Source organism: Runella sp. R5_40 (genome assembly GCF_057652295.1).
In genome coordinates this window covers 69,008-90,507 of the sequence record NZ_JBYFCH010000025.1, presented here as the reverse complement: position 1 = coordinate 90,507, position 21,500 = coordinate 69,008, and the positions used below count along the sequence as shown (strand labels likewise).

Genomic DNA, 21,500 nt, shown 5'->3' with positions numbered 1-21,500 from the left:
CTTGCATGTATTAGGCCTGCCGCTAGCGTTCATCCTGAGCCAGGATCAAACTCTCCATCGTAAATGTTATAAAAATTCAATTTGACTGAATCCGTAAAGACTCACTATTAACCTTAACTTACTCATTATTTCAAAGAACCAGACCCAAATTTTCGGGCTTAACTTTTTAAGCTCTGTTTGATTTGGGATTGCAAAGGTCTGACTTTTAAATCTTACTTCCAAATATTTTTTCAACTTTTTTTATTTGCTGAAATTTTACTTGAAATCTCTTTGCTTTTACCCTCTCTCGTTGTTTGGGGTTGCAAAGGTCTGACTTTTAAATCTTACTTCCAAATATTTTTTCAACTTTTTTTTATTTGCTGAAACTTTACTTGAAATCTCTTTGCTTTTCCTTCCCTCTCTCGTTGTTTGGGGTTGCAAAAGTAGTAGGAGTAAGATGACTATCCAAGCTTTTTCTAAAAAAAAAGAGCTCTTTTCTAAAAGTTCTTTAAATCGTAAAATACTACCCCCTTCATAATCCTATTTAAGGCGATTCACTTAGGATAAAGTCCACAAATCTTTTATTCCAAGAAACCGTTGAGAAGTAAAACCTTCGCCATATTTCACTCCAATTGCGTGTCCATACTCCTTGGCACGGGCTTCTATAAACTCTAAAAATTCTGGAGAAGAGATATAACTATTAGGTTCTGGGCTGGTTGGATCAAAGAATTGGCTTCTAAAAGCACGAATGGCTTCTTCCTTTTTAGGCCAATGCGGAGTTATATCAACCACAAAATCTGGTTTAATGTACCTATCCTGTATAAAGTGATATATATATTTAGGACGCCAAGCCGACTGGGGCTCCCCATTTTCATCAAACGTAGCGATTTGGCGTAAGCCTGCTAAGAAACAAGCATCATAAATAAGCTTTGCCCCGCGCCCATGGTCTGGGTGGCGATCATCAATCGCATTAGCCAATACTATCTCTGGTTGGTATTTCCTTATAAAAGGAACAATCGCCATTTGATGCTCCCGAGTGTTTTGAAAAAAGCCGTCAGGTATTCCTGCATTGTCCCGAACACTCACGCCTAATATAGCAGCGGCCGCATATGCTTCTTGTTTTCTTATCTCAGGCGTACCACGGGTTCCTAACTCCCCTTTGGTAAGATCTAAAATGCCGACCGTTTTGCCACTTTGTAAAGTAGCTAATATAGTACCAGCGCACCCTAATTCGACGTCGTCGGGGTGCGCTGAGATTGCCAATAAGTCTAATTTCATCCTTAATGTATTATTTTACTCGAAGTCGTTGGCCTATTTTTAAGCGTGCTGTCAACCGAAGATGGTTCTTTTGGGCTAACTCTGACGTGGACATTCCATATTTGCTCGCAATTGTATCCAATGTTTCTCCACGGCGAACTTTATGAAGCACAGTACGTTTTACTTTTGCTTTGCTAATATCAAACTCGCTATCTATTGAGCGCCCCCCTCGGAGGTGATCCCATACCTTTGAAGTAAGTACAAAACGTTCGTTACGAATCGTCTGTCCTGGAAAATCCCAAATCCATCCCGGGCTGAAAGGGTTTCCTTCGTATCGGTTTTCGTAGTGGAGGTGGTCGCCAAAACTTCTTCCCGTGTTTCCACCTAGACCCAACATGTCTCCTGCCTTGATTAGTTGGCCTACCTCTACCGTAATTTTAGACAAGTGACCATACAAGGTTTCAAGTCCATTATAATGCCTTACTAAAACAAATCGACCGTATCCGTTTCCATCATAAGCCGTCACCCGAACGATACCATCGTAAGTACTGTAAACTGGATCTCCCGTATTTAAGTCCAAATCCATCCCTTCGTGCCAACGCCCCCAGCGCGGGCCAAACTGAGAGGTCACCTTTACTTCACTCGTAGGTAGGTTCCAGAAACGACCTTTGCCTGGATCAAATAAACGCAGCGAAATGTTTTCTTCAAACTCTAATGGATTAAGGTTGTAGGGATCGATGGTACGTGAATCCCAAATCGCGAAATAATCGGCGACTTGCACCCAATCGTCTCCTACTTGTACCGAATCAATAATTTCGGCCACGGAGGTTTCTCCCTCATCAATTGTCCCCGTTGTGTCATCTGCTACCGTTGGGTTCACTTGTTTGACAGGCTCAAACGTGTTTGAAAAACGCATTTGGGGTTTTTCTACCTCAAATTCTTCAAACTCGTCTTTCTGGGGCTTGATGACAGGCGTACTTGGCGCTTCTGTTTTGTTGGGTTTAATCTTTGGGTTTTTTTTGAACAACCCTCGTTCTTGGGCTTGAAGATTTACTCCTAAAAAAAGAGCAAACATTAGTACTAAAAGTAATTGGGCTTTCATCCGTCGTTGGTTTAGCCATTCTTTGAGAGGGGGGAACATATCCATGCCCACTCAAGGAATGGGAGTAAAACTTATAATTAAATTCGGTGAGCCATTAAAAAAAAGTAACAGTAAGCCCCATTTGCCTACTGTTACCAATTCAAAATTAATGTATGCCTTTCTCAGTTAAATAACGCTCTGCATCCAATGCTGCCATACAGCCTGAACCTGCTGCGGTGATTGCTTGGCGATAAATATTGTCTTGGGCATCACCACAAGCAAACACGCCTTCTACATTGGTTTTGGCACTTCCTTTTATTGTTTGGATGTACCCAGCATTATCCATATCTATATACTCTTTGAAAATTTCGGTGTTTGGTTGGTGTCCGATGGCCACAAAAAAACCTGTTACATCAATCGTATATGATTCTTCCGTTTGAATATTCTTTAGTCTAACTCCCGTTACACCTTGGTCGCCGAGGACTTCCTCGGTTTCGGAGTTCCAAAGAATCTCAATGTTCGGCGTTGACTTGACGCGGTTCTGCATTACTTGAGACGCCCGAAGCTCGTCGCGGCGTACAATCATATATACCTTCTTACATAATTTGGCTAAATAACTTGCTTCTTCGCAAGCCGTGTCGCCTCCACCTACGATGGCTACTTCTTGGTTACGGAAGAAAAACCCATCACAAACGGCGCAAGCAGATACTCCGTAGCCATTGAGACGCTGTTCTGATTCTAGCCCCAACCACTTGGCGGAAGCTCCTGTTGCGATAATAACCGCTGGGCTTTCAATAAGTGTTGTATCATCAATCCAAACTTTATGAAGGGTTGGATCAGAAAAATCAACTTTTGTAGCCAATCCATAACGAATATCAGCCCCAAAGCGACGCGCTTGGTTTTCAAAATCAATCATCATTTGAGGACCTTGTACTCCCTCTGGATAACCTGGGTAGTTTTCAACCTCCGTCGTAATTGTAAGCTGACCTCCTGGCTGACCTCCTGTATATAAAACAGGTGAAAGGCCCGCACGAGAAGCATAAATGGCCGCAGTATAACCCGCTGGGCCCGAACCTATGATTAAACAAGATACTTTTTCAGAAGACATTAGTAAAAGCGTTTGATAAAATTGACGATGGTAGATTTGTCTTTAAGAACGACGAATCTATTCATTAAATTTACAATCTAACTTCCAAAATCGTTCATCGTCTTTTTGCAAGTTTTTGCAAGGCGGTTGCAAAATTAAGCAAAAAAGGCTGAGAAGACAAAGTAGCCCTCGTTACTCTGGTATATTTTAATACCGCACGGTTTACCATATTCTCCACTCTATGCGGCGGTTAAGCTGTCGGTTTTCGTCTGAGGTATTCGGAACGATAGGTTTGGCTTCTCCCATCCCAACGGCTTTTATTCTTTCTTTGCCCACGCCTGATTCCACCAAATAGTCCACCACGCTTTGTGCCCTTTTTTGGGAAAGAAGCTGATTTTGCTTTGCATCACCCACATCATCGGTATGCCCCGTAATCTCAATCCGAAGCGTTGACTGTGAACGAAGCTGCTCAATCAGTTTGTTTAATTCTGTTCGGGATTTTTCTTGCAACTCGGCTTTTCCCGTTTCAAAATAAATATTACTCAACACGCCATACGACTCTCTCTGAAGAGGCTCCAAAGCGATGTCCAATTGATACCCTTCCGCATTGTTCTTTTGGCTATAATCGAACGACAAACTTTTGTAAAAATATCCTTTGGCGCTTACGTACAACCCCCACTCACTGCCATTGGGCAAGGTGGTGAGGTAAGTGCCCGTAGTGGCATCAGACGACAGCAGTTGTACGCGTTTGCCCGTTGTCAAATTCATCAATTCGATGTTGGCTTGAATTGGTTTTTTGGTACGAACGTCGGTGACAACTCCTCGCAAGTAATTGGCCGTATTAAACCGTTTGGTCAATTCATCGGGCAAACGAAAACGGTACAGTCTCGATACACGCTGATTTCCGACTCGCTTTGCATCCAATGAATAGTAACCATACTTACCGTCGGCGGTTATGACGAGCGCCACTTGATTGTCGGAGGTATTGATAGGGTAGCCAATATTTTGGGGATTTTGCCAACCAGTAGCCGTACTATCCGCAAAAAACAGATCGTATCCGCCCAACCCTTCGTGGCCTTCCGATGCAAAAAATAACGTCCGCCCATTGGCATATAAAAAAGGAGATGCTTCGTCAAAGGGGGTATTGATGGTTTTATCCAAATTTTTTGCCTTTTCCCATTCACCATTTGGTTGTAAGGTAGTGTACCAAATATCTCGCCCACCTACACCTCCTGGACGGTCAGAAATAAAGTAAAGTAGCTGCCCGTCGGGCGACAATGCTGGTTGCGACTCCCAATAAGGAGAGTTAACGACTATCCCCAGGTTTTTTGGTTTTTCCCACTCTTCCCCTACTTTATGGCTAATGTAAAGGTCGCAACTCCCATAGCCCTCTCGGCGATTGCAGGCAGTAAAAACAAGCGTTCTTCCGTCGGCCGACAGCGTTCCTGTGCCTTCGTTATCAGCGGTATTAATTTTATCCGAGACTGACACGGGCGAACTCCAGCGCCCATTTTTGTAGGTACAGATAAATAAGTCCTCGTCGTTTTCGGGTTTTCGCCCCGTAAAGAGCAAGGTTTCTCCATCTCCTGTCAAAGCAGGGAAATATTGCAAAATGAATTGATTGACCGTATCAGAAAGCTCTTCGGGATGAATCACGAGGGGATTGAGAATGGCCTTTGCTCCGTAAATACAAGTTTGAAGCTGCCGTTGCGCTCTTTTTTGCGCAATGCTATTGGGTTTAAGAAAGGTGATGTAATGTTCTAAATCGCTTTTCGATTGCGCATAGTCACCTTCACGCAACTGGTGCTCAATGAGGCGCTGGTACGCCAGGGCAAATTGAGGCGCATCGGGCTTTAGTTGGACTGTTTTACGGTATGCCTGTAGGGCCAAGTCAGGCTGGGTAAAAACTTCATACAATTGCCCCTTACGAAAATACGCTTCTGCCAAAGTAGAATCATAGCGGAGCGCTTCATCAGCAAACTGCGACGCTTTTTCAAAGTTTTTTTCATTGTAAAACTTTGTACTTCTCTCCAAAGCCTCCGCCGCTTTTTTGTTGGTAGTTGGCAAGTAGGAGGCTGGTGCTTGCGCAAAAAGCGTACACGAAAATAATGTACCCAATACCCAACAGGCTACCACTCTTGTGCACAGCCTATTAAACTTCCAAAAACAAATGGTTTCCCTCATCTTTAATAAAATCACAATAACCCTCCTCTCTTGCTAACTATTGTACGATTTTACATTCAACTCTGCGATTTTGCTGCCTTGCTTGCTCAGAACCATGCTGTACCAATGGCCTGCTTTTTCCGTAGCCCTTAACGCGTAGCCGTTGTTCTTCAATCCCTTTTTCAAGTAAATATCTTTTGACCGATTCTGCTCTTTGTACTGACAATGTATAATTTGCCTCCGCTGTTCCAACATCATCCGTGTGCCCTTCAATCACAAGTTGGGTTGCGACATTTTGTTTTAGATACTCCGCTAAATGTTCTAGTGCCGAATAGGGTGCAACAACTAGCACCGAGCTATTCTTTGTAAATAATGTGTGCTGCAAAACAACATTTGAATCCACCTTAATCGGCGTCAATAGAATTTCCCAAGTTCCGTTTTGAAAAGACGAATCGGTGGCGAACCTAAGGTTGAAATGTTGAGAAAGGTAGTTTTTACGTTTCACCTCCACTTGAGTTTTTGCCTGTGGGGATACCACAAATAGAAATACTCCCGTCGAGTCATCTGAATGAAAAGTGGCGATTTGCTCTTCTTTTTCTAACACCCCTATCGTGGCTTTTAAGGGTTGTTTTGTTTCTGAATCTACCACTCTCCCTTTTACAAAGGTCATAGCAGGGCAAAGTTGCTTGAGCGAATCGGGTAAAGAATAATGACACAAACTACTAACAACTGCCCCATTTTCACTAGGTACACTTCTGTCATGATACGAATAAAACGCTTCTTGGCAATCGGGGGTAATATAAAACCCCATCTGGTCAGCAAAATCATTTAATGGAAAACCCAAATTTTGAGGGGTAGTCCATCCTGCATATTCTTTTTTTGAAATAAAAATATCAAATCCTCCCACACTTGGCCAACCATCGGAAGCGAAAAACAACGTCTGGTTATTTGAATGTATGAATGGGGAAATTTCATCAAATTCAGTATTTATTTGAGCTCCCAAATTAACAGGCACACGCCACTCGCCAAATGTATTGAGTGATGTACACCAAATATCTTTTCCGCCTAATCCACCTTGACGGTCTGACGAAAAGTACAAAACTGTACCATCTGCCGAAAGAGCAGGTTGAGACTGCCAACCCTGCGAATTGACCATTGGCCCCAAATTAATGGGTTCGCTCCAAACGTTGCCCGTTTTATAGGATATATATAAATCACATTTTCCAATGTTTGTTTTTCGATGACAAGCCGTAAAAACCAGCACATTACCATCTGATGAGATAGAACAAGTCCCTTCATTGGTCGCTTGATTAATTTGCCCCGATATACTTTTGGGGTTTGTCCAGCCTTTAGCCGTTCGTTTACTGATGAATATATCCTCATCGCCATTGTTGTGCGTATAAATCAGCGTCTGCAAATCAGCCGTTAGGACAGGATAAGACTGTGCCAAGGCTTTATTAATGGGAGAAGAAAGACGTTGGTGTTTGCCCTGTTTTGTACTAGGAAGATGGTATTGGGCGTATTCGCACTGTTTTAAATAACGTAGTACGCTTCGATGAGCGCTCGATTTGGGCTGAGGGCTGAGTCTTAAATATCCTTTAAAATACGTCTCTGCTTTGGAATAGTCTCCTTTTTGAAGGTACCGCTTTCCTAAAATTTCATAAATTATAAGAAAAGCTCTTTCGTTTGAATCGTGTTTTATCGCTTTTTCAAAGTACGGATACGCATCTTCTTTGGTCTCTTTTGAGTCAAAGAGTAGTTGACCTATCCGCATGTAAGGAGCGGCAAAAGAACTATCCGTTTCAATCGTTTTTTTGTAGAGTTTCAAGGCTTGCTCTCTGTCAAAAGGGAGCAGCCTCTCTGCCGAATCGTACAGTTTTCGGGCGCTGGCGCTTATTAGCCCGTTTTGAGCTAAAACACTTGGCGATACTAATAAAGAATAGAAGAAGAAATAAAAAGTACTAACCTTTACCCCCACGACCGACAAGTCGCCACCAATTCCTACGGTATATCCATGTATTTGTGCGTTTGCAAGGAGACGCGCCATTGGGGATGCTGTTTTACATACTCAACGATTAAAGGCGTCATTTCTTGCATTCGACTCCACTCAGGTTGGAGCAGCAGCACACAGTCTTTGTTGACACGAGCAGCGTGGTATTCGGCAAACTCAAAATCTGATTTATGGTAAACAACGACTTTCAGTTCGTTGGCTTGCGCATAAATGCTCTCGTGAGGGTTTTTGAATTTTTTGGGAGAAAAGCAAACCCAATCCCACGTACCCGAAAATGGATGTGCTCCCGAAGTTTCGATATTGGTCTCAAATCCAGCGTTGTGCAGTTCGGTGGTCAACGCCCCCAAATCATACATCAACGGCTCGCCTCCCGTCACTACGGCCATGCGTGCAGGATACTGCAATGCTTCGTTTACTATTTGTGTTAGCGTATGCTTGGGGTGAATATCGGCGTCCCATGACTCTTTCACGTCGCACCACACGCACCCTACGTCGCAGCCACCCAAACGAATAAAATAGGCCGCTTTTCCACTATGATACCCTTCGCCTTGTAGCGTATAAAAGGCTTCCATGACGGGCAGTTGAAGTGATTGCGAGTCCATATTTTTGGGATTTTCTGTGAATGGTAAACGGTTCGCCAAATTGGCGAACCGTTTCGTAAAATAGTACTATGTTGGCCAAAATAGCCAAGGTAATTATTTCAAATCTTGAATATCAAGCATTCCTACAGGCTTGCCACCTTCGGTTACTAAAATCGTATCCACGCTTGTTTTCTTGAAAAGTGCAGCGGCAGCATCCAACAGCGCCGTTGCTTCGATAGAAACAGGCATTTTGTATTCAAACTCACCGATGGCTTTGCTCAATACATCACGTCCTTCGCTCGACAATTTACGACGCAAATCGCCGTCCGTAAATACGCCTTTCACGCTTCCGTCGGCATTTGTCACCGTTACAGAGCCAAAACCAAATTCGGTCATTTTTACAATCGCGTCGGCCAATGTAGTATCTGCTGATACCAATGGATTTACGCCATTGATTGCCTCTCCTACTGTCACTGTGATTAGACGCGTGTGTTCCACAAACTGCTGCGTACCAATAGCCGTAAAGCTATTTTCGGTCAACACTTTCATGATTTTCCAAGGCACCGTAATGGTGTGGCAACCTAAGTCAAGTGCATTGCGAACATGCTCGGCATTACGTACCGACGAGAACATTACCTTTGACGAAGAGCCATAAAAGTTAACCATTTCGACGCATTCGCCAATCAATTTAATGGCATCATAGCCTTGATCTTGCATACGGCCTGCCAATACGCAAATGTAGCTTGCTCCCGCAGTCATGGCCATGTAGGCTTGCTGAATTGTGTAAACCAAGTGAACATTTACCATCATGCCACGGTCACGGAGCATTTTACAAGCACGAACTCCTTCAAGAGAAACAGGCACTTTAAACACGGTTTTGGCTGGGTCAAGGCCCAATTCCAATTGCCGTTCGGCATCTTTTACAATGTCTTCGGCGGTATCACCCAACGCCTCAATCTGAAGAACAGGTACGATTTTCGACAATTTAACAATCATGCCATCGAGGTCAGTAACCCCCTCGCGGTGCATAAACGTTGGTGTCGTAGTAAGACCTGCTAAAAACCCAAGTTGGAAGGCAGTTTCTATTTCTTTAAAATCGGCAGAATCAAGATATAATTCCATTTTTGGTCGGTTTGTCCGTTGTTTAGTTATCCGTTTTCGGAACAAAATTTCGGCAAAGGTCGCAAAAAAAATGGAGGAAAAAGAGAGTTTTCGCAAAAGATGGTTGTGAAAATATGAAGCTATGGCACTAGAGGTTAGCGATTGTTCAACATCTTTTTGTACAAATGGGCAATGTATTGCGGATTTCGTCCCATTTTAAACTGAAGAACGGCGACCAAGTTTGCCAACTGTACGCTCAACCAGCTATTTGTTTCGTATTTCCGTGCCGATACCACCACCTCTTTCGGGATTAGTTTAAATAGTTTACGATGCGATTTCCACATTTTACGCAAAAAATCATATTCTTCCATAATCACGTAACGTTCATCAAAGCCTCCCAAACTATTGAACAACACTCGGGTTACGAATAAAGTTTGGTCACCTCCACGGACAAAAAGCGCGTCGAACCGCGTACAATAGCTATTGATTCTCAATAACCAGCGATCAGAATCAAACCGAAAACGATACCCACCCGCTTGGTAGCCTTCTTGAACAGCTTGGGCGATGTCGTCCGCAAAACTTTCGGCTACTTGCGTATCGGCATGCACAAAATAGAGCACCTCCCCCGCCGCTCTCGCTGCTCCTGCATTCATTTGTTGTGCTCTTCCCTTCGGCGATGCAACTAGCACAGCGCCTGCCGCTTCGGCTACTTGCACGGTATTATCGGCACTTCCACCATCGACGACAATGACGTCTAACACATAGCGCCGACCGTATTTATAAAGGAATTTCACCAAACGACCAACGTTGGTTTCCTCGTTTAGTGTGGGGATAATGACCGAAATAAATTTAGTATTCATCCTCTCCATAGAAGTAATAGTTGCCATTTTGAGGCTACAATTGGAACGGTAAGTAGTGGAGCGATTGTTTGTCTTGGGGAAACACCATTTCAAGGCTTAGTTGAGACTAGAAAATTGTTCTTACTATAGGCGTTTAATTAACTATGATAAATACCCTTTCTACGCTTGAGGCTATTGAAAAAATGAATCAGTTAGGACGTGAGCGAACGCCCTTTTTGTTCATTATTGATTTTTTAGCCCAACGTCCCGTTGTCATACCTCTTTCTCAACTCGACCCAACGGCTATTTTGTTTGATTTTAATGGGGTTCATAATCGTACAACGCACCCCACGCCCCATCTTGCGCCTTTTACTTTTTCAAAATCGCCGCTTTCCTTGGAAGACTACACGCCCAAATTTGAGCTGGTGGTGGGGCACCTCAAGCGAGGGGATTCTTTTTTGACAAATTTATCAATTCCTACGCCAATACATACGGAGCTGGATTTAAAAACGATTTTTTATCACAGTAATGCCAAATACCGGCTGTGGTGGCAGCATCAGTTTGTCTGTTTTTCGCCTGAAATTTTTGTACAAATTCGTGGCAATCGAATTGCTTCTTTTCCCATGAAAGGAACGATTGATGCTCAATTGCCCAATGCAGAAGAACGTATTTTGAGCGATAAAAAGGAAGCAGCCGAACACGCGACCATCGTAGATTTGATTCGAAACGATCTGAGTATGATTGCCCAAAAGGTATGGGTGGAACGTTATCGCTATCTTGATACCCTGACCACCAACCAAAAGTCGTTGCTGCAAGTAAGTTCTGAGATTGCGGGACTTATGCCATCTAATTGGCGCAATTTCATCGGCAACTGGCTTTTTCAGCTTTTGCCAGCAGGTTCCATCAGCGGCGCACCCAAACCAAGTACCCTCGATATTATCCGACGTGCCGAAGGCTATGAGCGCGGTTATTACACAGGAATTACGGGAATATTTGATGGTGAAAATTTTGACAGCGGCGTACTCATCCGTTTTATTGAACAATCAGGAGAGCAGCTCATCTTTAAAAGTGGTGGAGGCATCACAGCCCGCAGCCAAGTCCACATCGAATACCAAGAAATGATTGACAAAATCTATTTACCTATTTCTAATGCCACTATTCATCGAAACCCTTCGGCTTTTCAACGGGCAGTTGTCTAACATCCGCTTTCACAATGAGCGCATGTACCGCACCCAGCTTCATCATTTTGAAGGCGTTCAGGTCAAAGAGTTGGCCCAAGAGATTCGTATCCCCCAAAACCTTCAGTTGGGTTTGTTTAAGTGCCGTGTCACGTATGGGTTTTCGATTGAGAAAATTGAATTTGAACCTTACCACCCACGCACTATCCAATCGCTTCGAGTTGTGGAAGCCAACGACATTTCGTATTCATTTAAGTACCAAGACCGCAGCAGTTTGAATGCACTTGCCGCTCAAAAAGGCACGGCCGACGATGTACTTATTGTCAAAAACGGCCACCTTACCGATACGTCGTACGCCAATATCGTTTTTTGGGATGAACGGCAGTGGGTTACTCCTACTACTTTTTTACTCGCGGGTACACAACGTGCGTTTTTGTTAGAACAGGGAAAAATTGTAGAAAAAAAAATTCGGACAGAAGACCTACCAAAGTACGTTTCTGCCCGAATCATCAATTCGATGTTAGATTTTGAAACTACTCCCCACATCCCGCTGAGGAGTATTTTCTAGTTGTTCATTATTTGGGCGGTACGAGCGCCTTATTTTTAGCTTTCGTCTTCTTAATAATCACAGGGATGCAAATATCTTCTGGGCAAATACACTCTGCTTCCACAATCGCAGGGCAGCAGTTTTTGGTTGGACATTGCCCGTCGGATACCTCAACGGTATAAGAACCTACGTCGCCCACTTCTAAGGTCTGCGAAGTAGCACCGTCAATTTTAGTGCCATTTTTAAACCATTGGTACGTCTGATAACCCGCTGGGGCAGAGATAATCACCGTATCCCGTCTTTCAGGGCATATTTTCAGTGGCACACTTACACAAGCAATGCCGTAATCGTCTTCAGTAATTACTTTGTTTCCTGGCTGAGAGTCGCTGTCTAAACCTACCATTGATACAATTTCGGCTTCGTTACAAATCGACCCACCAATAAAGCCTCCCGCATTGTTGATTTTGACCGAAACCGTCAGGGTATCCGTTTGGCCTGGGTTGAGCTTCAACGGCCCCCACTTCAACGTTTGCTGATTAAATACTCCACTTGTTGACGTTGCACTGACAAACGTAAAATTGGCGGGCAAATAATCCTGTACATAAACACTGTCGGCGGCAGGGGTTCCACTTACACTTTTATTGGTGACAGCTATCTTAAACTGTACCGTATTCCCCACCTCTCGTCGGCAGTCACCTACCAGTGTTTTGGTAAGTTCAAGGTCTTTAAATGGAGCACAAATACCACTATTGCTTATGGTGATATTCAGAATCATTGATTTTTGACACGCTCCTTTCTTGTCTGCTATGCCATTGGGTTCCCACTTCATGTACAAACTAATGACGGAGTTAGGACGGTACACTTTGGGGTCAAGTTCGGTAATTGATCCTCTAGCCACGGCATCCTCAATCAACGTAAATTCATTAAATCCATCCCTAAATACAAAGGCCGAATCTGCAATAAAGTAATAGGTCGCTTTTCCATTGGGAAAATTTCGTTGCAGTTGTATCTTATCTCCGTTGGCACACAGCGTATCCAGTCGCATATCGTATTGTTCCTTGACCTCATAACAAATCGCCCCAATACTCAGCGTATCAACCCCATCCGTGGCTGCCAAAGCGTAGCCATCTTGAGATTTGTGCGCAAACTTAAATTCATATTCTCCCAATGACCCTGGTACTTCGGTAAAGAAATAATTCTTTTTACTCAAATCAATGGAGTCGATGTAACCTTCGCCGTCGTCTTCATAGAGGCCGTAGGTATATACATTTTTCTTGGCATCAAACGGAATAATCGCCCACTTTCCTCCTGGTGTTGCCTTAATGGTCACTTTTTCTCGATATACATACTTTGTATATATGTCGTCTCCTGGCAAATACAAAATCGTTGAATCACAAGCACATGGGTCAGAAATCTCAGGCGAAGTTGTTCGGAAGAATCCAATATCCCAACGTGGATCATGCTGATTAGGGGCTAAAGTAAAAGTCGAAGATTTATACACTGCTCGTTCGATGTCGTTATCCAAAGAATCATTTGTCCCTTTGTTTAAATCTGTAACGACAAAATCTGTAGCAGGATACGACACAGGATTAAACTTCACATAGTAATCACCTGCGGGGACTTCACCGATGTGGTATTTACCATCCACGCCCGTTGTATCTGATTTGATAAAAGTATCGTTGGCATCGTACAATTCCATGATTACCCCCTTAGCAGGAAGCTCTGGCCCTAATATGTTTCCAAAAGGGTCTTTTCTAAGATCTTGAATACCATTTCGGTTCAAATCATACCAAGCATAGTCTCCCATCGAAGCAGGCGGTAAATTGAGCATCCAACCAATATCGAAAGTATAATTATTCTCGCTGTTGTTACCTGTTTTAAACGCAATTATCGCTGCCGAAGAGTCGGCATTATAAACCGCATCTGAGTTACGTACGTTGCTTGTTGGTATTAGACTATCAATTGGCACAAGTCGCATCAAATTAGCCACTGTATTGTCATCCGTATTTGCGGTGGCAATATTTGCAGCGGTAAGAACCTTCGCATTTACTGGTAGATTGGAAACTTTGATACCTGCTGCTTGCGCGGCTTGAATCACATTAGCTGCAGGTGCTCCCAAACTTTGAAGCGTACTTTGATGTATTTCGTACAGGTGATTTCTCTTCAAACCGCCCGTTACATTAAAATCAGAGAAATAAAACTGCCCGCCGTTGGCTGTGGTATCGCGGCCTACTTCCGTTCCACCGTTTTGCATATCATGGAGTGTCAATACAAGGCCATCCACCCCAGGTTCATTCGGATCTTGAATACCATCCCGATCGGCATCAAACCAAATACGATTCCCAACAGAAAGTGGCGAAGGCTCACAAGCGGCGGTTAAGTCTCCCACCCCTCCTGATTTCCCAAGCGACCCCTCACGGATAGAATACACCGCATAGCCTCTTTTACGCTTTCCTGTTTTGGTATCAAAAACCAAAAATCCTGTTGCTAAATATACCTGATGAAGTGGGTCAAAAGCAGAAGTAAAGATTTCGTTTTCTCCTGGGATTTTAAAAATACCCCCGTTGGTAAGTTCGGCGTGGCCAATTTCACCTTGCCCGTTAATCCAGTAATCTTCAAAGAAAAACTCGCCTCCACCTGGGCCTGCATCTTTATCATGAGCACTTGCAACCCCTGGGCCACTTGGGCCATCAGCTACATACGGTCCAGAAACACCATTGCTTTCCATGCTGTATGAGCCATCAGGGTTACGCTGTGCACGGAGCAAATCACCACTCATAAATCCGTAGTAGTTGAGTGTATCGTCCGCCGCAATACCTGGCTGGTTTTGTCCTGTTTGTAAACCTCCCCTATCTAGCATCCCAATAAACATCGAACCATCATCATCGAAGTCAATGTCTGAAATAATTGGTTGGGGGTTTACCAAAAACGCACTTAGTGGATCGGGAGCGCCTAGTGGATAATTACATTGTTTGGGAAAAATTCCTGACCACGGTTTCCAAGTATTGATGGTATCGCACCCTTGCGTTCCGTCAAGTGCGTCGCGCTTGTATCCGAGTGGAAATTCAAAAATACTTTTAAACTGAGCGGTTTTAGGGTTAAACTCATAGATCGCTCCTTTTAAGTCTTCTTTTTTCTGTGAAGTTTCGGCGGTACATACCACGCCAAGGTACATTTTGTTACGATAGTATTTTAACGCCCACGGAGCAAAATCTCCGTTAGAACAATTGGGATTAGGTATAACAAAGCTTTTTACATTGGCATTTGCCGCGGATTGGGGAGCTGCAAGTGGCTTTCCTACGCCGAAACTGTATAATTTCTTATCATATAAATTGACCATATACAAGGTATCTTGATAGCGCGTTAACTGCACCCCACCCATGCCTACTTTTCCCGCCATGTGGAAAGAAAGCGAATCGCGGCTTCGAGCGGTTTTGGATGCGGGCAAGATATTGAGTCCCGTAATAGGATCAAGGTGAGGGTCTGGCCCCGTATCAATACCAATCGTTTTTACGTCCATGAACTCTTTTACCTGATTACCATTTGCCAAATCAATATAATAGAACCCACCCGTTCCCAAAGGCCCCAAACCTACGTGGCGTCGTACAATGGCTCCTACCAACATTCGACGTGAGTCTCGTTGAAAGGAAGCAATCCAAGTAGAGCCAATCTGCGCCGCAGTGGCTAGTTTCACCATAGAAAAGTCATCTACCCCCGCCAATCCACTTGCTTTATGGTCAAACAAAATAAGGGCTGGGTCATCGGCCGCCGAGCCTCCCGCGAGCGGATCACCCATCACATAACAAGCCGTGGTAACCCGTAATTCTTTTGCTGCAAGGCAAAACTCATCGTCGTTGGCAATTCCGAGGTTTGTTTGCAAGGATGGGGCTTTTACAAACTGAACATCTGTCGCATTTTGTAAGCCTACCATACTTGGCGAGAACGTCTCAGGAAAATCGCTAAACTCGACCCTTGCCATGCTATCAACGGGCACTTGGCCTTGGGTGAAGGCATACTCTCCTAAGGCATTGGTAGTGGTTGTAAAGGGTGTGGGATTGTTTCCTACAAATAATTGTACCCGAACGCCCGCGACGCCAGGTTCTGTAGGACTAACGGCAGTTCGTTTTCCATTCAAATCGTAGTCGATATACACTACCCCCCTCACCTGAGCATGGGCGAGATTGGCTATCATTAATAGTGTACTCACTAAAAAGTAAGAAAAGTGGTTTGCCTTCGTAATAAGGTGTAAAATCCTTTTCATTTTTGAAAAAATTTGGGGTAATCAAAGCACTTTCACCAAGTACCCTGAACGGTTTTGGTCTAATTTGTCCATCTGGCTGGGTTAGAAAATTACTTTTCGAGATGTCCTAAAACGAGCCTCAACTAATTATATCCCATTCATATACATCCTATTTTATCTATTTTGTATATAAAGAAATTAGAGAACCTGTTTATGTTTTTTAACATCTCTATTCGACATAACGATATTTCAATTACCTTGCCACTCTCTGGCATGTCACTAAAAAAATATCCATAAAAATTTCCCAGCTCTCCCCCACAAGCTAACGCTTTTATTTATAGATACTTATGACCATTTACTCAAAATCAACTATCTGTTATTTAGGGAAAATACACTCTACAAATGAGCTAACTTTAGAAATTAACCTCGCCACAAAAACAATGCCAATCAATTAGTTAGCTCAAAGAAAAACACAAACCCCGTTCTCATTTTGCTACCTATCGGTACACTTTTTGAGACGGGGTATATTCATTTCATTTGGAAAGCATATCCAAGAATTTATCCAACTTTCTTTTAGGCACTGCTCGGGGCGTTGCCTCAACCACTTGAAGTAAAATCCGCTGAATAAGGCTCAAGTATTTACTCGCTTTGGGTTGGTCAATTCCAAAGAAAGTCGCCAGTTGGTCTTGTCTCAAATTTCCGTTTAGATAAATAAGGCCAAAAAGAAGCGCGTCATGGGTATCTCCAAAAATGCTATTTTTCCGCACCGACGCCTGCCTAAGTCTCGCCACACCGTCGAGGGTGTACTCCGCAAAATAGGCGTTCCAAGCATCTCGAAAATACCCGTGAAGAAGCTCAAATTCTGAGCGTTTAAGTCCTGTAAGACGCCGTAGCTTTGGGTCGTCGGCCTCCAGGTCATGGTACCGTTGAATCATTTCCAAGTTCATAATTTTCGTAGAGGGGTAAAAGTGATATTAGACATAACCCATTATGTCAAATATCTTGCCAGCTTGAAGTTTTTGCGGGGAAAGCGCTATCTTGCATCGTACATTCGGTTGAAAACAACGTGCAGATTGCAGAAAACGACGATTTTGGCTCAGAAGAGATAACTCTGTTTGCCGACCTAATTTTGCCCGTGCCTGTAGCCCAGTTATTCACCTATCGGGTTCCAAGGGTGATAAATCCATTCATCAAAAATGGTGCCAGAGTAGTAGTACCTTTTGGCAAAAATAGAGTAGTGACGGGCGTTGTGGCAAAAATCCACCAGACTCCTCCTACAAAATACCAAGCAAGGTACATCGCCGAACTCCTTGACGATGAGCCATTAGTAACACCTTACCAAATCGAACTCTTTCATTGGATTGCCGACTACTACTTGTGTACGGTGGGGGAAGTACTAAACGTGGCCCTTCCCTCGGGTTTGAAAATTACCAGCCAATCCAAAATTCAGTACAACCCTGATTTTGAGTATTACGATTTATTGACAGAAGAAGAAGCTAATCTTCTGGAGGAAATCAAAAAGTACCAATCGCTCACCTACGAAGAGGTCGAGAAGCGTGTGGGTGCCACAAACATCAACCACATCATTAAATCGCTTATTGGCAAGCGGGCCATTATTCTTTTTGAAGAAGTTAAAGAAAAATACAAGCCCAAAGTGCTCAAAAAAGTCAAGCTAAATGGGCGTTTTGAGACACGCGAAAACTTGATGGAGCTCATTGCCCAGCTTGATAAATTTCCCAAACAACAGGAAATTATCATGAGCTATGTCAGCCAAGTTCCGATTCAAAATGTACCTTATTCTAATCGCGCGGGGCTTGAAAAGAGTTTTTTCACCCAAAACGAAGCTTTCTCCGATTCGGCATTAAGTACGCTGATAAAAAAAGGGACGCTCGAAGAGTTTGAAGTAACCGTTTCACGCTTTGCTGATGTAGCTCCCGATTTTTCGGAAGGTACCAACATCCACCTCACCACCGCCCAACAGCGCGCTTTTGACGAAATCATTACCCAATTTCAATCCAAAGACACTGTTTTGCTACATGGTGTCACAGGAAGTGGAAAAACAGAAGTATATATTAATTTAGCCCAGCAAGTACTGGCAAGCGGCTCGCAGGTACTGTTTCTATTGCCCGAGATTGCCCTTACGACCCAAATTGTGGTTCGCCTCAAAAAAGTCTTTGGGGATAAACTCGGGATTTACCATTCTAAGTTCTCCGACAACGAGCGCGTAGAAGTCTGGAAAGGGGTAGTTTCTGGCCAGTTTCAGTTGGTAGTGGGCGTACGTTCGGCCATTTTCTTGCCTTTCGATAGCCTTGGATTGATTATCGTCGATGAAGAACACGAAAGTTCTTACAAACAATACGACCCCGCCCCGCGCTACCACGCGCGCGACGTCGCCATTGTTGCCGCCCAACGCCAGCAAGCCAAGGTACTGCTAGGTTCGGCCACGCCAGCGCTCGAATCCTATTATCAAGCCCTCAATGGACGCTATGGTTTTGTGCAATTGCTCGAACGATACGGCAAAGCTAACTTGCCCGAGTTTGTGCTCATTGACACCAAAAAAGAGCGAAAGAGTAAAAAAATGAAGTTTGAGTTTTCGTCAGTTTTAATCAACGAACTTCAAGAAGCGCTCAATCGTAACGAACAGAGTATTGTTTTTCAGAACCGACGCGGTTATTCTTCCTATTTACAGTGTGAAGAATGTGGGTGGATTGGCGAATGCGAAAACTGCGCGGTCAGCCTTACGTATCACCAAAAAGACGCCGAACTGCGTTGCCATTATTGTGGCCACAAAGAGAAAGTACCCAAGCTGTGCCCAGGCTGTAGTTCTACCAAAGTACGAACGGTGGGCTTTGGCACTGAAAAGTTGGAAGACCAACTCAAGATTTTCTTTCCAACGGCCCGCATTGCCCGCATGGATTTGGACACTACCCGCGCCAAAAATGCGTACAAAGAGATGATTGAAGACATCGAACAGGGCAACGTGGATATTTTGGTGGGTACCCAAATGATCAGCAAAGGGCTGGACTTTGAAAACGTCAGTACAGTAGGCGTATTTGATGCCGACCGAATGATTCATTTTCCTGACCTTCGCTCGGCCGAACGCGCCTTTCAACTCATCACACAGGTAAGTGGGCGCGCTGGACGCCGCGCCGACCGAAAAGGACGGGTTTTGATTCAAACAGGGAACCCTTCACAAAAGATTTTACAAAAAATTATTACGAACGATTATATCGGGATGTACGAGGAGGAAATCAAGGAAAGAGAGAACTTCAAGTACCCCCCCTTTACCCGACTTATCAAACTGACAGTCAAGAACTTTGACCAAACAACCGCCTTGCAATCAGCCCAAAAATTGACCCAACTTTTACTCGAGAAAATGGGCGAAGATAGGGTTTTAGGCCCCCAGCCACCACTGGTCGAACGCATACGAAATAGGTTTTTGTTTGACATTCTTATAAAACTCGAACGCGAAAAAGTTAATTTTAGGGCCGCAAAGGCTTTTATACTCGAAAAAGTTACGGATATTCTGACGGACAAGACCTTAAAAGGTACCGACGTGACTATAGATGTAGATTGCCTGTGATTGTACCCATCAAAACCTAACACGATGATTGACAAAAAAGCTAAAATTGTTGCTACCGTAGGCCCTGCTTCCGAAACGTCTGAAATGCTCCAAGCATTAGTACAAGCAGGAGTAAACGTATTTCGTCTCAATTTCTCTCACGGCACTCATGCCGACCACCAAGAACGTATTAACCGCATTCGTGAGAACAATGCAAAATACGGTTTTAGCGTCGGAATTTTACAAGATTTGCAAGGCCCTAAAATTCGCATCGGTAACGTAGAACACAAAGACGGTGTGAAAATTACGGCAGGACAAAAATTAGTTTTTACCAACGAAGAAATCATCGGTACCTCTGAGCGCGTGAGTACACCTTATAAAGGTATGTACCGCGACGTGCGCATGGGTGAGCGAATTTTGATGGACGACGGAAAACTCGAAGTAAAAGTAGTTGGTATTGACGGAACAGACGTGGTGACCGAAGTTATTTACGACGGGATTTTGAAATCGAAAAAAGGTGTAAACCTTCCTAATACCAAGGTTTCGATGCCATCAGTGACGGAAAAAGACTACGAGGACTTAGAATTTGGTCTTCAAAACGACGTAGAATGGATTGCACTTTCATTTGTGCGCTACGCTTCTGACATTCAAGAAGTAAAAGACTATATCAAGTCGAAAGGTAAAAATTGCCGCGTAGTGGCTAAAATCGAAAAGCCAGAAGCGATTGATAATATCGACGAAATCATCGCCATTACGGATGCTATCATGGTAGCTCGCGGCGACTTGGGGGTTGAGCTTCCTGCCGAAGAAGTACCTATGATTCAGAAGATGATTGTAGAGAAATGTAACCGTGCCGCTAAGCCTGTCATCGTGGCTACCCAGATGTTGGAAAGTATGATTGACGCCCCACGCCCGACGCGCGCCGAAATCAACGACATTGCCAACTCCGTACTCGACGGCGCCGATGCCGTGATGTTAAGTGCTGAAACTGCCTCTGGAAAATACCCAGTAGAAGCCGTAACAAGCATGGCTCAGACCATCAAGAGAGTGGAAGAAACCGAAGCAGCGAAAGATGCCAAGGAAACCAAAATCTATTTCAAGCACCATGCGGCAGTTAATGACCATAGCAGCCCTAATGTCTTAAACGATAACGTCGTAATGAGTGCTTGCCGTTTGGCACGTGATACCCAAGCAAAAGCAATCATTGGCGTAACTCGTTCGGGTTATACTGCATTTCGTCTGTCGCACCACCGCCCAGAGGCCAATTTGTACGTCTTTACTTCAAACCAACGATTGATTGACACGCTTTCGTTGTATTGGGGAGTAAAAGCTATTTATTATGACCGCGAAGGTCTTTCAAGCGACGACCTCATCGAAGACATCAAAAAAGTATTGGTTGAAAAAGGTGAACTTAAATCAGGTGATATTTTTGTCAATACCTTGAGTATGCCAGTAACGAAGCACCGCAAAACAAATGCAGTGAAGCTAAGTATTGTTGAATAATCAGAAAGACCTGATTAAAATAAAAAGTAGAAAGGGCAATGACGCGGCAGCGTTGTTGCCCTTATGCTTTTCTAGGTGTTTGAGGTTTTGCTGTATTTCCACTTGAAATACAAAATCACGAACGAAAGCATCAAAGTAACGGTATTGGCTGCCACCACTGGAAACGAATGTGTCATCAATCCGTAGGCCAACCAAAGCGCGACACCCACAGTAAAAAGTAAAAACATGGCCAAAGAAACGTCCTTTGCCGATTTTGTTCGATATATTTGCATCACTTGTGGAACGAAGGCAACCGTCGTCAAAATTCCTGCGATGTACCCTAATGTCTCTAACATGGCGTTGTGTATTTGAGTCCTTTTTACTAATTATCG

The 21,500-nt window shown here is 43.8% G+C and carries 15 protein-coding genes; 4 read left to right on the top strand and 11 right to left on the bottom strand.

Going from position 1 to position 21,500, the window contains the following annotated elements; all coding sequences use genetic code 11:
* Positions 1–537: 537 nt before the first annotated feature.
* From bshB1 to AC23N5_RS27345, 8 genes are all read right to left on the bottom strand, one after another.
* On the bottom strand, positions 538–1,257 hold the full coding sequence (bshB1, locus tag AC23N5_RS27380; protein ID WP_487757975.1) for a bacillithiol biosynthesis deacetylase BshB1: 720 nt from the start codon (positions 1,255–1,257) through the stop codon (positions 538–540).
* A 10-nt stretch (positions 1,258–1,267) separates the two neighbouring features.
* Positions 1,268–2,338 carry a peptidoglycan DD-metalloendopeptidase family protein gene (locus AC23N5_RS27375; protein WP_487757974.1) on the bottom strand — a complete coding sequence of 357 codons (1,071 nt, stop codon included), beginning with the start codon at positions 2,336–2,338 and terminating at the stop codon, positions 1,268–1,270.
* 145 nt (positions 2,339–2,483) lie between these two features.
* Positions 2,484–3,425: a thioredoxin-disulfide reductase gene (trxB, locus tag AC23N5_RS27370; protein WP_028522050.1), complete on the bottom strand. Its 942-nt coding sequence runs from the start codon at positions 3,423–3,425 to the stop codon at positions 2,484–2,486.
* A 201-nt stretch (positions 3,426–3,626) separates the two neighbouring features.
* Positions 3,627–5,522: an OmpA family protein gene (locus AC23N5_RS27365; RefSeq protein WP_487757973.1), complete on the bottom strand. Its 1,896-nt coding sequence runs from the start codon at positions 5,520–5,522 to the stop codon at positions 3,627–3,629.
* 103 nt (positions 5,523–5,625) lie between these two features.
* On the bottom strand, positions 5,626–7,614 hold the full coding sequence (locus tag AC23N5_RS27360; RefSeq protein ID WP_487757972.1) for an OmpA family protein: 1,989 nt from the start codon (positions 7,612–7,614) through the stop codon (positions 5,626–5,628).
* Entirely contained in the window at positions 7,569–8,180 is a 612-nt protein-coding gene (locus AC23N5_RS27355; RefSeq protein ID WP_229601357.1) for a 7-carboxy-7-deazaguanine synthase QueE, read from the bottom strand. The genes AC23N5_RS27360 and AC23N5_RS27355 overlap by 46 nt, the downstream gene beginning before the upstream one ends.
* A 93-nt stretch (positions 8,181–8,273) precedes the next feature.
* Positions 8,274–9,281 (bottom strand): transaldolase family protein, encoded by a 1,008-nt coding sequence (locus tag AC23N5_RS27350; protein ID WP_183975019.1) that lies wholly within the window; start codon positions 9,279–9,281, stop codon positions 8,274–8,276.
* 134 nt (positions 9,282–9,415) lie between these two features.
* Positions 9,416–10,120 (bottom strand): TIGR04283 family arsenosugar biosynthesis glycosyltransferase, encoded by a 705-nt coding sequence (locus AC23N5_RS27345; protein WP_487757971.1) that lies wholly within the window; start codon positions 10,118–10,120, stop codon positions 9,416–9,418.
* Positions 10,121–10,263: 143 nt separating this feature from the next.
* Between AC23N5_RS27345 and AC23N5_RS27340 the strand changes: the two genes are divergently transcribed.
* Positions 10,264–11,298: an aminodeoxychorismate synthase component I gene (locus tag AC23N5_RS27340; protein WP_487757970.1), complete on the top strand. Its 1,035-nt coding sequence runs from the start codon at positions 10,264–10,266 to the stop codon at positions 11,296–11,298.
* On the top strand, positions 11,249–11,845 hold the full coding sequence (locus tag AC23N5_RS27335; RefSeq protein WP_183975024.1) for an aminotransferase class IV: 597 nt from the start codon (positions 11,249–11,251) through the stop codon (positions 11,843–11,845). Before AC23N5_RS27340 ends, AC23N5_RS27335 begins: the two co-directional genes overlap by 50 nt.
* A gap of 7 nt (positions 11,846–11,852) precedes the next feature.
* Here the strand turns inward: AC23N5_RS27335 and AC23N5_RS27330 are convergent, their stop codons facing one another.
* Positions 11,853–16,085 (bottom strand): SdrD B-like domain-containing protein, encoded by a 4,233-nt coding sequence (locus AC23N5_RS27330; protein WP_487757969.1) that lies wholly within the window; start codon positions 16,083–16,085, stop codon positions 11,853–11,855.
* 512 nt (positions 16,086–16,597) lie between these two features.
* Positions 16,598–17,011: a helix-turn-helix domain-containing protein gene (locus AC23N5_RS27325; RefSeq protein WP_183975028.1), complete on the bottom strand. Its 414-nt coding sequence runs from the start codon at positions 17,009–17,011 to the stop codon at positions 16,598–16,600.
* 119 nt (positions 17,012–17,130) lie between these two features.
* Between AC23N5_RS27325 and priA the strand changes: the two genes are divergently transcribed.
* Positions 17,131–19,647, top strand: coding sequence for a replication restart helicase PriA (priA, locus tag AC23N5_RS27320; RefSeq protein ID WP_487757968.1), 2,517 nt, complete (start codon positions 17,131–17,133; stop codon positions 19,645–19,647).
* Positions 19,648–19,671: 24 nt separating this feature from the next.
* Positions 19,672–21,129: a pyruvate kinase gene (gene pyk, locus AC23N5_RS27315; protein WP_487757967.1), complete on the top strand. Its 1,458-nt coding sequence runs from the start codon at positions 19,672–19,674 to the stop codon at positions 21,127–21,129.
* 71 nt (positions 21,130–21,200) lie between these two features.
* Here pyk and AC23N5_RS27310 read toward each other — a convergent pair whose 3' ends face one another.
* Entirely contained in the window at positions 21,201–21,464 is a 264-nt protein-coding gene (locus AC23N5_RS27310; protein WP_122933981.1) for a SemiSWEET transporter, read from the bottom strand.
* Between the last annotated feature and the right edge of the window lie 36 nt (positions 21,465–21,500).